Annotated in this window: 12 protein-coding genes; 7 read left to right on the top strand and 5 right to left on the bottom strand. The window is 53.3% G+C overall.

Translation table 11 applies throughout. The features are described from left to right. Window positions 1-6: 6 nt before the first annotated feature. Window positions 7-957 (bottom strand): substrate-binding domain-containing protein, encoded by a 951-nt coding sequence (locus H5U36_04730; GenBank protein ID MBC7217461.1) that lies wholly within the window; start codon window positions 955-957, stop codon window positions 7-9. A gap of 162 nt (window positions 958-1,119) precedes the next feature. Continuing rightward, window positions 1,120-2,160 (bottom strand): LacI family DNA-binding transcriptional regulator, encoded by a 1,041-nt coding sequence (locus tag H5U36_04725; GenBank protein ID MBC7217460.1) that lies wholly within the window; start codon window positions 2,158-2,160, stop codon window positions 1,120-1,122. Window positions 2,161-2,263: 103 nt separating this feature from the next. On the opposite strand from H5U36_04725, the gene H5U36_04720 reads away from it, so the two are divergent. Both H5U36_04720 and H5U36_04715 read left to right on the top strand, forming a co-directional pair. Further along, window positions 2,264-2,533 (top strand): hypothetical protein, encoded by a 270-nt coding sequence (locus tag H5U36_04720; protein MBC7217459.1) that lies wholly within the window; start codon window positions 2,264-2,266, stop codon window positions 2,531-2,533. A 53-nt stretch (window positions 2,534-2,586) separates the two neighbouring features. After that, on the top strand, window positions 2,587-3,756 hold the full coding sequence (locus H5U36_04715) for an aminopeptidase P family protein (GenBank protein MBC7217458.1): 1,170 nt from the start codon (window positions 2,587-2,589) through the stop codon (window positions 3,754-3,756). 69 nt (window positions 3,757-3,825) lie between these two features. Here the strand turns inward: H5U36_04715 and H5U36_04710 are convergent, their stop codons facing one another. From H5U36_04710 to H5U36_04700, 3 genes are all read right to left on the bottom strand, one after another. Beyond that, complete coding sequence (locus tag H5U36_04710) at window positions 3,826-4,581, bottom strand: D-threitol dehydrogenase (GenBank protein MBC7217457.1); 756 nt, start codon at window positions 4,579-4,581, stop codon at window positions 3,826-3,828. Window positions 4,582-5,047: 466 nt separating this feature from the next. Further along, window positions 5,048-5,416, bottom strand: coding sequence for a DUF5615 family PIN-like protein (locus H5U36_04705; GenBank protein MBC7217456.1), 369 nt, complete (start codon window positions 5,414-5,416; stop codon window positions 5,048-5,050). 32 nt (window positions 5,417-5,448) lie between these two features. After that, a complete protein-coding gene (locus H5U36_04700) occupies window positions 5,449-5,682 on the bottom strand; it encodes a DUF433 domain-containing protein (GenBank protein ID MBC7217455.1) in 234 nt (77 codons plus the stop codon). A 147-nt stretch (window positions 5,683-5,829) separates the two neighbouring features. Here H5U36_04700 and H5U36_04695 point away from each other — a divergent pair, with 147 nt between their 5' ends. The 5 genes from H5U36_04695 to H5U36_04675 form a co-directional block, all read left to right on the top strand. Beyond that, window positions 5,830-6,987 carry a PKD domain-containing protein gene (locus tag H5U36_04695; GenBank protein ID MBC7217454.1) on the top strand — a complete coding sequence of 386 codons (1,158 nt, stop codon included), beginning with the start codon at window positions 5,830-5,832 and terminating at the stop codon, window positions 6,985-6,987. Between the two features lie 148 nt (window positions 6,988-7,135). Further along, window positions 7,136-9,820, top strand: a complete 2,685-nt coding sequence (locus tag H5U36_04690) for a DEAD/DEAH box helicase family protein (GenBank protein MBC7217453.1) — start codon at window positions 7,136-7,138, stop codon at window positions 9,818-9,820. Continuing rightward, the gene (locus H5U36_04685) at window positions 9,817-11,313 is read left to right on the top strand and encodes an SAM-dependent DNA methyltransferase (protein ID MBC7217452.1); all 1,497 of its coding nucleotides are present in this window, start codon (window positions 9,817-9,819) and stop codon (window positions 11,311-11,313) included. Before H5U36_04690 ends, H5U36_04685 begins: the two co-directional genes overlap by 4 nt. Then, complete coding sequence (locus H5U36_04680) at window positions 11,310-12,542, top strand: restriction endonuclease subunit S (GenBank protein ID MBC7217451.1); 1,233 nt, start codon at window positions 11,310-11,312, stop codon at window positions 12,540-12,542. The genes H5U36_04685 and H5U36_04680 overlap by 4 nt, the downstream gene beginning before the upstream one ends. 1 nt (window position 12,543) lies before the next feature. Next, window positions 12,544-14,465 (top strand): hypothetical protein (locus tag H5U36_04675; protein MBC7217450.1); only part of this gene is annotated, 1,922 nt, incomplete at its 3' end.

Below are 14,465 nucleotides of genomic sequence, written 5' to 3'. Positions count from 1 at the left end.
CAAACTTCACCGGACAGTGGCAGAAAACTTGAGAATCGGTTCAGCATTGCTCTTATCGATAATAGCCCCACCAGTATTGATATCGCACGGTATAAGCCCATATTTACAGTAGTAGTAGAGCTGAGCAATAGTGAAAAACCCTTGATAGAAAGGTTGCTGGTCTACAGTGGCAATTGTCTTCCCCTCAAGAATGTTCTTGATGATCGTTTCCGAGATATCAAAACCAGCGTTAGGAATGTTCAATCCTGCCTCGGCAATGGCTTGAGGAGCTACCTCGGTTGGCATCTGGCCAAGAGCAATAACCGCCTTGGTTTCTTTGTGACCGAGTAGGTACTGGGTGAGTTTTGTTAACGTGTCCTCGAGAGAAATCGCCCCAGTGTCAAGAACTTCCGAGGTACAGCCAACTTCGTCCAAGGCTTTTTTCACCCCACTGTACCTCCCTACAGCGTAAACGGCTGTTGGATGTTCCACGGGGCAGACAACATGGTCTCCTTTTTTAAGGCCTGCTACTTCGATGGTTCTTTTAGCAATAAGATAGCCAGCTACCTCAAAGTTTTGGCCTATGAAGGCCATTCTTGCATTTCCAGCCGCACCCTGTGAATCATCGACATTGTAAGCAATAACAGGTATCCCTGCTTCTCTGGCTTTTTTAACAGTTTCATCATAGGCATCGTCTATGTTTATGCATACTCCTATACCGTCAACTCTGTTAGCTATAGCGGTCTCGATGAGGTTATTCTGTCTGACCGGATCGTCCTCAGCGAATTGAATGTCAACGTTAACCTTGAAGAGCTCAGCGGCTTCCTTAGCTCCATTCACAACCTTCGTCCAGAAGGGGTTACCACTAGTTCCGTAGATGATCATGGTAAAATTGTAGGTTTTTTCCTGGGCAAAAGCGGGAATGGAAAAGAGAGTTCCAATAATCAACACTACCAAAAGGATTTTTGTCACTTTCATTGCGGTACTCTACCCCTCCTCTCTCCATTTCACTCACCAAACTCTTCCCCTATACTAAACACTAAAGGATCTAGAATGTAGCTCCGCTCGCCTTTTTGCCTTTACGTTAGTTGCCCTTCACCTCCTTTCTTTTTTCCATCTTAGCTTTCACTCTTTTCAGGCTTAGGTGAACAAAGGGGGTGGAGCCACAGACTCCCGCAAAACCAATTTTGTGGGAAGTATAACCTTGCTCTCCATCCCTCCTCCCCCTTCTATGCTCTTCTTGATCAAGCTTACTGCCTCGACACCCATCTCGTAAGCCGGTTGAGCGACAGTAGTGAGAGAAGGGGTTACAAGAAGGGCCAGGGGAATATCATCGAAACCAACCACTGAGACATCCCCGGGAATTGCTATACCATTTCTCTGAAGCTCCTTCATGCATCCTATAGCCATGAGATCGTTATGGGCAAAAACCGCTGTGAAGGTAAGTCCTTGCGAAAGTAGCTTCTGAATAGCACGAGACCCCCCTTCTACAGAAAGGTCTTCTTCCACCACGAGCTTAGGATCAAGCTTTACACCATACTTCTCAAGAGCTAACTTATACCCTTCGAATCTCTTGGCAAAAATCCTTATTTTCTGGGGACCGACGATTGTTGCTATCTTCTTGTGCCCCAGCTCAAGGAGGTAAGTGGTGGCAGAGAAAGCGGCACCTTTGTTATCGATCATAACAGCATTGGTGAAATAACCCTCTATCTCCCGATCTATAAGTACGACTGGGATTCCCCTCTCGTGCAGGGACCGGATATACCTTTCCTCTTCACTATCATTGTCAACTCCTGAGAATATCACCCCATCTACCCAGCGTTCCTCGAATATCTGGAAGTAAGTAGATTCTTTTCTTTTCTTGTTGTCACTTTCACAGAAAACTACCACGTAGCCATTATCAATAGCAGCATCTTCAACACCCTTAAGGATGGAGAGGAAAAATGGATTCATAATATTGGGAAGAACGAGGCCTATGGCTCTGGTACGTTTGCTCTTCAAGCTCTGGGCGATGATGCTGGGACGGTAATTAAGCTCCTCAGCAATTCTTAAGATCTTTTCTCGTGTTTCTGGGGAGATTCCTATTGCCCCATTGAGGGCCTTTGAGACTGTACTCTTAGCCACACCCGCTACTCTGGCAATGTCACTTATAGTCGCTGTTCTTTCTCTTCGCGGAACCACTTTCTTCTCAGCCTCTATGTAGAAACCAGTTTCGAAAAACGGTTTCTACCACCAGGTTACCAACCAAGAACCAAAAAGTCAAGAGGGTGTTTAGGTTCACATCATGTGGGGCACTCTACATCCGGTATCCCTCAGTGCTGCCAAGATCCTCTCCCTGAAATCCAATGGGGTCTCCTTCGATTGTACACCTCTTCTCCGCCTTCATGGTCTTGGGATCAATGACATCATCATAGTAGGCGAAAACCCTCCCGAAAAATCCGGTGCAATTGTTCCATCACCTCACATGCAGGCTCGGGAAGAACTCCTTTTTGTGCCTGAAGGGAAGGGCAATCCCCGGGAAGCACCACGAAGGTGGATAGGTTATAATCACTGACGGGGGAAGTTGCCCGAGAGTACACTACTTTATACAAGGAGGGGATTTGCCCCATGGCCTACTACGACGATCAGGAAATGGGAAAAAGGGTTGAAAAAGTGAGGGAGATACTCGAAAGACACGCCCTCGATTTCGTCCTCATTTACTACGATGAGTTCAACCTGGCGAATGCCTGGTACCTCACTGCCTGGTGTCCTCAGTTTGAGAGCGGCGCGGTACTCGTTCCTCGAGAGGGAAGCCCGATGATACTGGGTGGGCCGGAAAGTGAGCCCTTTGCCAAAATGGACAGCGCAATTAAGGAAACCAGGAATCTTCCCGTGTTCATGGTGCCAGGAGAGGAATATCCCAATGCCACCATCATCGACCTCCCGACGCTCTTTGAAGAGGTAGGAAGGGGTAAAAGGATACAGAGGGTGGGAATCGTTGGCCTTGAACAGATGCCCGTATCGCTGTACAGGCAGATTGTGGAAAGCTTCAGAGGGGTTGAGCTTGTGGATGTAACCGAGGCTTACACCAGGCTGAGGTACGTGAAGAGCCCCTGGGAGAGGGAAGCGATGCGGCATGCCTTTCGACTCGCACGCATAGGCTATAAGGCGATGGTTCGCAAGATACAGCCGGGCGTCCCTGAATACGAGGTTGCCGCAGCCGGCGAGGAAACAGTGAGGTCTCGAGGAGCCAACGGTTTTGGCTTCAGGACGATTGTGGCCAGCGGGGCACGGTCGAATGCCGTGGTTCCTACAGCAAGTGACAAAATCATGCAGGCCGGAGAGATGGTTATGGTGGGCTTGTCCCCAAGATGGAAAGGATACTGCGGGTGCATTGGCAGTACTCTACCGGTAGATGGGGAATTCACGAAGGAACAGAGGGAATGCATAAAACACCTGCAAGAGGCGATGCTACTTGCCCGCGAAGGGCTCAAGCCCGGGAAAACGGGGAAGGAGATAGATGCGCCGGTTAGGGCTTACTTCGAGAGGATAGGGTATTCCAGGTATCTTGTGTGCCCCTTTGTGCATTCCATAGGCTTAAGCGAAGCCGAACAGCCCTTTTTTGGTCCTCACAGCACCGATGTGCTGGAGCCGGGCATGACTGTGTGCATCGACGTAAGCTTCTTCGGACACCCGGATTTCCACGGAGCCAGACTGGAGACCGGATACGAGATAACCGAGTCCGGCGCGGTACCCTTCGACGAAGAGACGGAAAGAATGCTCCTTGAAGGGGTGTAAGGTTCTTGAAAAGCCCCTCCCCAAGAGAAGAGGGGCTTTTTCTACTGCTGCCGATTCCGGGTACACCCTTTACTGAATCGTATACCCTCCGTCGATGACGAGGGTCTCCCCGGTGATCATGTTTGCGGCATCGGAAGCAAGAAAGAGCGCCGCAGCAGCAACTTCTTCAGGGAGGGCAAAGCGGCGGAGGGGGATTTTCTTCTTCATCGCCTCTCCTACCTCACCTGCCCAGGCTTTCTCAGCCATCTCGGTGAGAACAACCGTAGGAGCAATGGCGTTCACGGTGATGTTGAACTCTCCCCACTCGAGGGCCAGCACCTTCGTCATGCTGATGAGGCCAGCCTTGCTCACGCAGTAGGCGACATGCTTGTCAAGGGCCACTATCCCTGCTTGGGAAGCGATGTTGATGATCTTCCCGCTGCGCTTCTTAATCATTTCTCTCCCCACAAGCTGGGATAGCAGGAAGGGAGCCTTCAGGTTCACAGCCAGGGTCTTATCCCAGTATTCTTCGGAGAGGTTTTCGGCGTCATCAAGAAAGGAAACACCGGCGTTGTTCACCAGAATGTCGATGCTACCGAAGAACTCAAAGGCCTTTGACACCGCCTGGGGGAGATGGCAAAAGTCGGTGAGATCAGCCACAATAGGGAGGGCTCGGCGCCCAAATTTTTCTACTTCCTCAGCCACCCTCTTTACCTCTTCCTTGAGGTCCAAGAGGGCGAGATCAGCACCCTTTTCAGCAAAGAGGAGGGCAATAGCCTTTCCAATCCCCTGCGCTGCTCCCGTAACCAAAGCAACCTTTCCGGCAAGAGAGAAATCAAAAGCCATGGGGCATCCTCCTTTCTGGGAAGAGTATATCACAGGGCGTTTTCTCGTACTGACGTTCCTGGGCTTTGGGAGGGGAAAACGAGGGGCCACGCGGTGCTCATTATCTTGCTCAGAACTGTGCCTTGTTATTCAGGCAGCCACCGACAACAGTGCTGAGTTCAGATCCTCGAGAGCTCCAGGAAACAAACCCCAAAAGAACTGCATCTCTGCGGAACGACTCCCTCCTCGCCTTGTGCAACGCTACCGCCCTACCCCAACCCTGTCTGTCCCACCGGGAGAGCAATGCAGTGCGGAATATCCCCCGTATTCCCCGGGATAACTCAGCGAAGAAGGAGGAATCCGCGGACGAAACTCTGGAACATTACAGAGTACAGTCTTGAACTCTGCGTCCTCCCGCCTTTCTCTTCCACATTGGCAAAGTGGTGGAACGACTGAATCGGACCTTGTCTACTGGAGTCCAACGTATTTATCCCGGAGGAGGTTCTTGGAGTTCTATGGGAAGCCTTCGAATTCGTACGACGTTCTCTTCCACGGTTACCGCGCCACCCTCAAGAAGGAGCGGCTCGATTTCGGGAATCACCTTGAGAAGCCTTAGGGCCACCACTTCTGGTTCTGGAAGTGGCAGGCGCAGGGTTACCAGACTCGGACAGGAGTAACCCGAAAGCGCCAGGAGGGCAGAAAAGTCCAGGTCCTGAGTAATCAGGATCCTTTGCTCCCGACGGGCAAACTCCAGAACTTCCAGATCTGTTGCACCGGCAAGTAAAACTTCTGATACTCGCAGGATGTCCCAACCGTGCTCCTGCAGCAATTTGACAGTTTCGGGGGAGATGTTCATATCGGCCAGAAAACGCAAGGGGGGACACGTTCTCAAGCACCCAGCACTATATGGTGTTCTTCTGCAACGACCCAGGCTGCGTATTGTATCGCCTGTTTCACATCCTCTTCCTCGAGTTCCGGATATGCTTCCAGGATTTCCTGGATCGACTTCTCCCCGGCGAGCATTTTCAAGAGCACACTCACCGTAATTCTGGTGTTACGGATGGTCGCTTGGCCCAGACAGATATTCGGGTCAACACGAATACGGTCCAATTTCCCCACCATTTTTCCTCCTCTTTTCAGCTTCCGCTTGATAGTATACTCCCACACCGTTTCCCCTACAACCGGCAGAAAAATGGACTACCGGGGCTTCTTGCCTTAGTGAGAGTAACGCCAGCCCCCAGGTGGTGCTACAATAAAAGGGGAAAGACCATGAGGAAACGGAGACCCGGTCTTCTGTTTTTGGCAAGCGGGTACTTCTTCCTCTTGATGGCCGGCTGTTCCCAGGGATTGCCTGCTCCAGAATCCCTCTGTCCCACTGCCACCCTCACGGTGCAGGCGCCAGCAAGCGTCATCGCAGGCCGGGAAGCTACCTTCAAGGTGAGGGTAAACGGAGCGCTTCCCCCGGGAACGACTTTTGTGTGGGATTTTGGCGACGGAAGCGAAAATAAGGAAGGGCTAACTGTCAGCCACACCTACGCAAGTGGCGGAGAAAGTGGCACCACCTACACCGTAACGGTTACTGCAAAGCTTCCTCCAGGATATGAATCCTGCACCCCGCCCTCGGCTACCCTTGAGGTTTTCGTGGCGCCTCATCCGGTGTACAACCGCACCCGGAACACCTTCTACGACTCCATACAGGAGGCCATCAATGAGGCTGAAAACGGTGACGTCATCGTCGTTGCCCCGGGTATCTACCGTGAGGACATCGACTTTCTGGGAAAGAACCTCACCCTGCAGAATGCCAATCTTGATGATCCTTCCCTGGTTGCCGAGACCATCATCGAGGGGAATCGGAGCGTGGTGATATTTCAAAACGGATGTAACCAGGCCCGCCTTGTGGGGTTCACCATCCAGGGTGGGTCTGGTACCCCAAGCGGTGGGCCTGGGACTCCAAACTTCCCGACCTTCTGGATGGGCCCCACCTTCGGTGGGGGTATCTACATCGAAAACGCCTCCCCCACCATCGAGGGGAACTGGATCCGGGGAAATACGGCAAGCATTCATGGTGGTGGAATCTACATCTCCGGCTCTTCTTTCCCCCGAATCATCGGCAACCGCATCGAGGACAACCAGGCTGCCAATGGGGGAGGAATTTACGTCGGCGAGGGCTCCTTCCCGGTGATTTACGGGAATATCATCTTTCGCAACAAAGCCACGGGTATCGGCACCATTCCCGGCCTGGGAGGAGGGATTTTCGTCCAGAGAAACGGAGGCGTCAGGGACAGGGAGGGGAATTTCTGGTCCCGGGAGAGCTGTCCCCCCGCCGGAGAGGCCCTGGGGAATACCTGGAACTACCAGGAGAACACCTTTTCTGAGAACTATAACGCCGACGGGGCAACCAAAGGGTGCCACGTCTATTTTGATTGACGTTTTGGTTCATATCATGCGGGGCACCCTGTAGGTCCAGTACCTCTCAGGTATCCTCAAGGGGTCTTCTTCCCGAACCCGATGAGTTCCTCTTGGTATTCCAAAACCTTGTTTCTTACCTGTGGAATTCTTTAAAATAGGGTTTGCCATGTCTATGAATGAGGCCGACACCCGAGCGCAGCTTGTCGAGCCAAAGCTCAGAGAAGCTGGCTGGACGGACCGGCAGGTAACCCGAGAATTTTACTATCAGAGGGACGTACGCTACACCCCTGGAAAGATTATTCTGGTGGGAGACAGTATTCACCGCGGCCAGGGACGCAAAGTCGATTACCTCCTCCGACTCACTGAAGGTTTTCCCATTGCCGTAGTCGAAGCCGAGCCAGAATACAAGTCCTCAGATGCTGGCTTAGAACAGGCCAAGGGCTATGCCCGCGATCTGGGTTTGGCTTTTGCCTATTCCACAAACGGCCACAAGATTGTAGAGTACGACTTCTTCACCAACACCACGAGGGAACTCGGTTCGTTTCCACGCCCTCAAGACCTCTGGTACCGCTGGCAACTGAACACGGGACTCGGGAGTGTGGAGGTGAGGGACCAGCGGGTAGAGTACCTGTCCCGCCTTGGGAGAGATCGCAACGAGAACCCACTTCTGCACGACTACTGTCCGGAATACCTCTGCGGAAAGCGTCCCCATTACTTCCAGGAAGTTGCCATTCGCGAGGTAATCAAGCGCCTCGTGCGCGGCCAGCGAAGAGTCCTCCTGGCCATGGCCACCGGCACCGGAAAGACGTTCGTGGCTTTTCAAATTGTCTGGAAGCTCATCAAGTCTGGATGGCTCAAGCGAAGACATCCCGAACGTCCAGCCCGTGTCCTCTTCCTTGCCGATCGAATCGTCCTCCGGAACCAGGCCTATAACACCTTTTCCCCTTCTGCCGATGGCACAAACGATCCGCGCTGCCTCGTCGAAGGACATCCACCCAACCTCAATCGAGACCTCTACTTTGGCATTTACCAGACGCTTTGGAGTCAGGATGAGAGTGGGACGCGCCTTTTTGAAAAATTCCCGCAGGATTTCTTCGACCTCGTGATTATCGATGAGTGCCACCGTTCCGGATGGGGGACATGGCGGGAAATATTAGATTACTTCCGTGAAGCCATTCATCTGGGCATGACTGCCACGCCCAAACAGGATGACAACATCGACACCTACGCGTACTTCTGTGCGGAGGAACCAGAGGTCTTCATCGACCCGGAGAATCCAGACAAGGGAAAACAGCGCCCTCCTGCCTACCAGTACAGCCTGGGACAGGGCATCGAGGACGGCTTTCTTGCGACCTACAAGGTGCATGTGGTGCGCACCGACATCGACGCCACTGGACTCAGGCTGGAAGACGCCATTGAACAGGGAGCGGAGGTTTTCATTCCCGAAGAAGTGGAACCCCGTGAGAAGTACACCACGCCGCAGTTCGAGCGGGAAATTACCCTCCCTGATAGAACAAAAGCCATGGTACACCATTTGGCCAGGCTTCTCCGGCGATTCGGGATCTGGGACAAAACCATGGTCTTCTGCGTGGACATGGAGCATGCCCGCCTGGTAGCCAGGCTCCTTCAGGACGAGTTTGGCCCTGAGACGGGTATCGATAACTACGCCGTTCCCATCATCTCCGAAGAAGGGGAAGAGGCTCGCCGGTGGCTCGAGGACTTCGCCGACTCCAATAAGAAGGCTCCGGTGGTGGCTACCACCGCTGAGCTCCTCTCTACCGGTGTGGATGTTCCCAGTTGCCGGAACATCGTGTTCATGAAAACCGTCTCCTCTCCCATTGTCTTCAAGCAAATCGTTGGTCGAGGGAGTCGCATCGACCAAGCCACCGACAAATACTGGTTTCGCATCATCGACTTTACCGGTGCCACGCGCCTCTTTGATCAGTGGGATCGCCCATCAGGACCTCCACCCAGAGCACCCCAAGGCCCACAAACTGCCCGACTGAAGGGGTACGTCTTCCACGCCTTGACAGGCGACCGCATCGTTGGAGCTTCAGTGAGCGTACGTACCGGTCCCAATACTCAACAGGGTCCCATCCGCACGGACAGCGAAGGTACCTTTGAGTTTTCTAGCCTCCCAGCTGGCAAACTCCACTTGATCTGCAACGCCTCGGGTTTCCTGCAACGTGAGGTAATCGTGGAAACCCTACCTTATGAGACGGTTACTGTGGAAGTCGGCTTAAAACCGGCTCACAAGAAGCCCCGCAAGATCCTAGTGGAAGGCCTGGAAGTGACTATCGCCGATGAGACCGTTTTCATCATGGAATCCACGGGGAAACAGCTCACCCTCAAAGAGTACCGCGACTACATTCGGGGATACGTACTCCAGGTGGTTCCCACCAACAAGCTTTTGCGGGACATTTGGGTAGATTCAAAACGCCGTAAGGATTTCCTGGACGAGCTTCGCCGGGCTGACATCCGCCCCGATATCCTTGCCGAGGTGATGAACCGCCAGGACGCTGATGTTTACGACCTTCTTGCTCATCTTGCTTTCGGTGCGCCCATTCGTTCCCGCGACGAGCGGGCAACGGCTTTCCGCAATCGCGAGCAGGCATTTATCAATAGCCGTGGCGAAGACGCAAGGCTCGTCATCCTTGAACTTTTGGAAAAGTACCGCGCAGGTGGGATTGAGGAGTTGCGCCCCCAGATTTTCAGCGTTTCCCCGTTTCGGGACTGGGGTGGAGCGTACCGCATCAGGAACTGGTTCGGGGGTGAGGAGGGTTTGAGGAAGGTTTTGCTGGTGGAGATACCCGAAAGGCTTTACCCTGAGACTGAGGTGGTGGCAGTATGAAGAGCCCTCAAACTCGCGAAACGCTGGCCAACGAAATCTGGCGGGCCTGTGACATCCTCCGCCGTGATAACAACTGCGGCGGCATTATGGAGTACATTGAGCACCTCTCCTGGCTTCTCTTCCTCAGGTTTCTCGACGCTCAAGAGGAGGAGTGGGAAACCCAGGCTAAGCTCGAGGAGAAGCCCTATCAGCCCATCATTGAGCCCCCATACCGCTGGCGGGATTGGGCCAAAAAGGATTGGCCCGCTGAGGATCTTCTTTCCTTTGTCCATGGCCAACTCATCCCCTATCTGCAAAACCTCGGCGGCGATCCTTTGCGTGACACCATCCGTAGCGTCTTTGCCGAGCGCAACGTGATTGTCTGCGCCTCAGGATACAACCTGAAGGATGTGCTCCAAATCATCGACGGGATTGACTTTCATTCCCAGGACGACATTTTCACAGTTTCCCAGATTTATGAAGAGCTCCTCCGACGGCTGGGCGGTGAAAATGTGGCTGGCGAGTTTTACACCCCGCGGCCGGTGATTCGCTTCATCGTGGAGCTCGTGGACCCGAAGATTGGGGAGACGGTTTACGACCCTGCCTGTGGCACCTGTGGCTTCCTCGCCCAGGCTTATCTCCACATGAAGAGAAGCGAACGTACCATTGAGGACCACAAGACCCTGCAGGAGCGGACTTTCTATGGCCAGGAGAAGAAGCCGCTTCCAGCCCTGCTTGGGCTCATGAACATGGTCCTTCATGGGGTGGCCACCCCGCATATCGTGCGGAAGAATACCTTGGAGGAGAACATCCGCCAGGTTGCGGAACGCTACGACGTCATCATGACTAATCCACCCTTTGGCGGAACAGAAGGTCGCCACGTCCAGCAAAACTTCCCCATAAGAGCCCAGGCTACAGAGCTCCTTTTCCTCCAGCACATCATGAAAAAGCTCAAGCCCCGGGATGGTGCCCGCTGTGGCATGGTTGTGCCCGAGGGCACGCTCTTTCGCAGTGGGGCTTTTGCCGAGGTTAAGCAGGATCTCCTCGAGGAGTTCAATCTGCACACCGTTGTGAGCCTCCCTCCTGGAACTTTTGCTCCTTGCGACGTGAAGACTGCTCTCATCTTCTTCGAGCGCCCGGGTCCCACGAGGGAAGTCTGGTACTACGAACTTCCCTTACCCGAGGGCTTAAAGAAGTTCAGTAAAGGTAACCCCATCCAGGACGAGCACTTCGACGAAGCCCGAAGGCTCTGGAAGGCCTGGGATGCTTATCGCAAGGGGAAAGGCCCACGGGAGGCCTGCCTTTCTGAGCACTCCTGGATTGTGCCGGTCGAAGAGATCAGGGCTCGGGGCTACGATCTCACCGCGCGTAACCCGAACCGCAAGGAAGCAGAGGCGCTTCCATCGCCGATGGAAATCGTGGCGGGATTGCTGGAACGCGAGCGGGAGATTCTGAGTATCGTTGAGGAGCTGGATGAACTCCTGAGCAACAGCAACCAGGAGGAGACACCATGACCGAAGGTCCCTACAAACTTCCCGAAGGCTGGCGGTGGGTGAAGTTGGGGGAGGTTTGCGACCACAAGACAGGAATATGGGGATCAGAGGCTTCTCTCGATCGAGGATTTCCGATTGTGCGTTCGACTGAAATCGTAGATTACCGCGTTATCCCTGCGACCGCCGTAGTGCGCGAGGTTCCGCCAGAAAAGGCTATGCAATACAAGCTGGAGCCAGGCGACATATTAGTTAATAAATCAAGCGGAAGCCCTCATTTAGTCGGATGGCCCGCCATTTTCGAAGATCCCGCAGATGGCAGGATCTATCTCTTTTCCAATTTCATGCTCCGTCTACGACCACAGCGGGATCGGGTAGATCCCTGGTTTTTGCTTTTCTGGCTTCATAGCCCGATTGCCCGATCCATCTATCTTGCAGCTCAAGACACTACCTCCGGACTTCGCAACCTTCGAGTCCGAGAATTTATAAGTCTTCCTATCCCCCTTCCCCCTCTTCCCGAGCAGCAGCGCATCGTGGCACGTATTGAAGAGCTGATGGCGCGAGTACGGGAAGCCAGGCGCCTGCGCCAGGAGGCTAAAGAGGATGCCGAGCGCCTCTGGCAGTCTGTACTTGCCGAGACCTTCCCCCGCCCCACCGCCAGCTTACCCGAAGGCTGGCGGTGGGTGAGATTGGGGGAGGTGGCACATCGGCGAGCTGTAACCTTAAAGCCTTCTGATTATCCCGACTCTACTTTTAGCTACATCGGCATGGAACACATAACGCCCGGCCAATGGGAACAGCCAATACCTGTCACGATGCTGGGATGTGAAATCAAAAGCCAGGTTGTGAAGTTTTGGCCTGGTCTTGTTCTTTATGGAAAACTGCGCCCTTACCTTAACAAAGTAGTTGTTCCCACTTTTGAAGGGGTTGCGTCCACGGAATTTGTTCCTATTGAGGTTGATACAAGCCTCTTATCTCCAGCGTATTTGGGTGCATTTCTTCGGAGCCCAAGCTTTGTGGCATACGCGAACAGGAACATAACAGGCAGCCGGCAACCACGTGTTCGCTTAGATGCATTGTGGAATGCCCTTATCCCCCTCCCCCCTCTTCCCGAGCAGCGGCGCATTGTGGCACGTCTGGAGGCGGTTCGGGAACGGATACAAACCCTCAAAAAAGCTCAGGATGAGACCGAAACGCACCTCAAAGAGCTCGAACGGTCTATTCTGGACAAGGCCTTCCGGGGAGAGCTGTAGGATGGAGTTTCACAAGCCAAACTCTGAAACCTTTCGCTTTCGCTTTTCAAGCTCCCGTCAAAAGCGGATCTATGAGGAACTCGGAGACCTTATCGGTCCTGGTCCGGCAGCATTCTTTCATGATGCTTGCCAGCTCATGACAAATCCTCAAAACCTCTACAGTACGACCCACTCGGTGGCACACCTCTTGCGTGAAATTGAAAGCGCCATGCGGGACGTATTTCGACCTGTGGTTGAAACCTCACAAGATGTGCAAAACGAGGAGAAGTCGCACAAGAACCAAATTAAGCAAATCTTATCAGCGTTAGGACTTAAAGAGGATTCGCTTGAAGGACGAGCATGGTTGGAACTTGCCGATCGGCTCCATAAGCTGGCACATCGACGTGGACTTGATGTGCCAAGGCCGCCAGAAGAGATAAAAGACGTGTGGGAGAACATCCAACTTCTCCTCGAGATCCTCTTGAGAGCCGTACGCGAGCGCTTCCTCGCCTGGATCCAGGTTCTTGACGAACTCTCGAAGAAGAAACAACCCACCGGTGACGACCTAAAGCGGCTTACTCAGGAGGTTCCAAACAACCGAGTTGTGAGACAGCACTTCTTCGCTCAGCTTCAAAGTCCAGAATGGGTTGAGCCTCTTTGGAAGCAAGGTTTCTTCAAAGAGCCCCCTCAGCCGGAACGTGACGAAGAGGAAGGCACAATCCGTTTTCCACCCTGGCCAGAAGCCCGCTACCTCGCTCGAATGGCTGCCCACAAGCCCGAGCTTGTAACACAAATCATCTCTGAGATGAAGGACACCGACAACCTTGCTGTACAAGAGGCCCTCCTGGATGCGATGCTTGCGATGCCACCTGAAGTGGCAGCACGGTTGGTGGAAAAAGTAAAGCGGTGGGCAGAAAATCCCTATCGGTTGTTGCCAGAGAAGCTGGGGCAGCTAATCGCCTATTGGGCAAAGCACGGGCAGACGGAAGAAGCTCTGCAAGTGTCGTGCGTCTTGCTTGATGTCTTTTCGGATGAACGCTGTATAGAACTTAGGCCAGGCAAAGCGCAGAAGCCATGGACACGGTTTGAAGTATGGTATTACCAGGAGATTCTTAAGAAATACTACCCTGAACTTGTTCGCGCAGCTGGTCTCCCCGCCCTGGAGCTACTATGCGACCTTTTGGACAAGGCAATTCGGCTCAAGCGTTGTGGGGATGAAAAAGCACCCGAGGACCTCTCATTCTCCTGGCGGCCTGCCATTGAGGACCATCCTCAAAACACTGATTACACCGTCGAGGATGTCCTTGTTTCAGCCGTACGGGATGCTGCAGAGCTTTTGGTGCGCTCCGGGAAGGAAACCGTGGAAGAAGTCGTGAAATTCCTCGAAAGCAGGCAATGGAAGGTCTTCCGCCGGATTGCGCTGCATCTCCTAAGAGTTTTTGGGAACGAGGCTAAAGAACTTGTAGAAGCGCGGTTAACCGACCGAACAGTCTTTGAAGACGTGGGCGTGCGGCATGAGTACACTCTCCTGCTCAGGCAGTATTTCCGTCGACTAAAGCCAGATAATCAGAAGAAAGTGCTTGGCTGGATCGAGGCGGGCCCTGACTCAGGGGACTATAACCGGGAAATCTGGCAGCGTGATTGGTTAGCAAGAATTGGTCCCGAGAATCTGCCCAAAAAATGGCAGAAACGCTACAAAGAGCTCGTTATGAAATACGGTGACTCCAAGCACTCAGAGTTCCCTGTGTACAGAGAAGTTACCTGGGGACCAACCAGTCCTAAAACATTCGACGAGCTTAAGGCGATGGCTGTCGAGGAGATTGTAGAGTTTTTAAGATCGTGGAGGTCCCCGGAGACCATTTTCCATGAGCCATCCCCAGAGGGGCTGGGTCGTGTGCTGTCGACAGTTATTGCGGAAGATCCGGAACGATTCGCCACTGAGGC

The sequence above is a fragment of the Candidatus Caldatribacterium sp. genome (assembly GCA_014359405.1).
Taxonomy (GTDB): domain Bacteria; phylum Atribacterota; class Atribacteria; order Atribacterales; family Caldatribacteriaceae; genus Caldatribacterium; species Caldatribacterium oleiphilum.
Note: the sequence above shows the minus strand (reverse complement) of the source record. Positions and strands in the feature narration are given on the sequence as shown.

Excerpts from the sequence above, each read along its gene's own strand:
- H5U36_04680 (MBC7217451.1), top strand. The coding sequence starts at position 11,310 with ATGACCGAAGGTCCCTACAAACTTCCCGAAGGCTGGCGGTGGGTGAAG.
- H5U36_04720 (MBC7217459.1), top strand. The coding sequence starts at position 2,264 with ATGTGGGGCACTCTACATCCGGTATCCCTCAGTGCTGCCAAGATCCTC.
- H5U36_04700 (MBC7217455.1), bottom strand. The coding sequence starts at position 5,682 with ATGGTGGGGAAATTGGACCGTATTCGTGTTGACCCGAATATCTGTCTG.
- H5U36_04685 (MBC7217452.1), top strand. The coding sequence starts at position 9,817 with ATGAAGAGCCCTCAAACTCGCGAAACGCTGGCCAACGAAATCTGGCGG.
- H5U36_04705 (MBC7217456.1), bottom strand. The coding sequence starts at position 5,416 with ATGAACATCTCCCCCGAAACTGTCAAATTGCTGCAGGAGCACGGTTGG.
- H5U36_04690 (MBC7217453.1), top strand. The coding sequence starts at position 7,136 with ATGTCTATGAATGAGGCCGACACCCGAGCGCAGCTTGTCGAGCCAAAG.
- H5U36_04730 (MBC7217461.1), bottom strand. The coding sequence starts at position 957 with ATGAAAGTGACAAAAATCCTTTTGGTAGTGTTGATTATTGGAACTCTC.
- H5U36_04695 (MBC7217454.1), top strand. The coding sequence starts at position 5,830 with ATGAGGAAACGGAGACCCGGTCTTCTGTTTTTGGCAAGCGGGTACTTC.
- H5U36_04710 (MBC7217457.1), bottom strand. The coding sequence starts at position 4,581 with ATGGCTTTTGATTTCTCTCTTGCCGGAAAGGTTGCTTTGGTTACGGGA.
- H5U36_04715 (MBC7217458.1), top strand. The coding sequence starts at position 2,587 with ATGGCCTACTACGACGATCAGGAAATGGGAAAAAGGGTTGAAAAAGTG.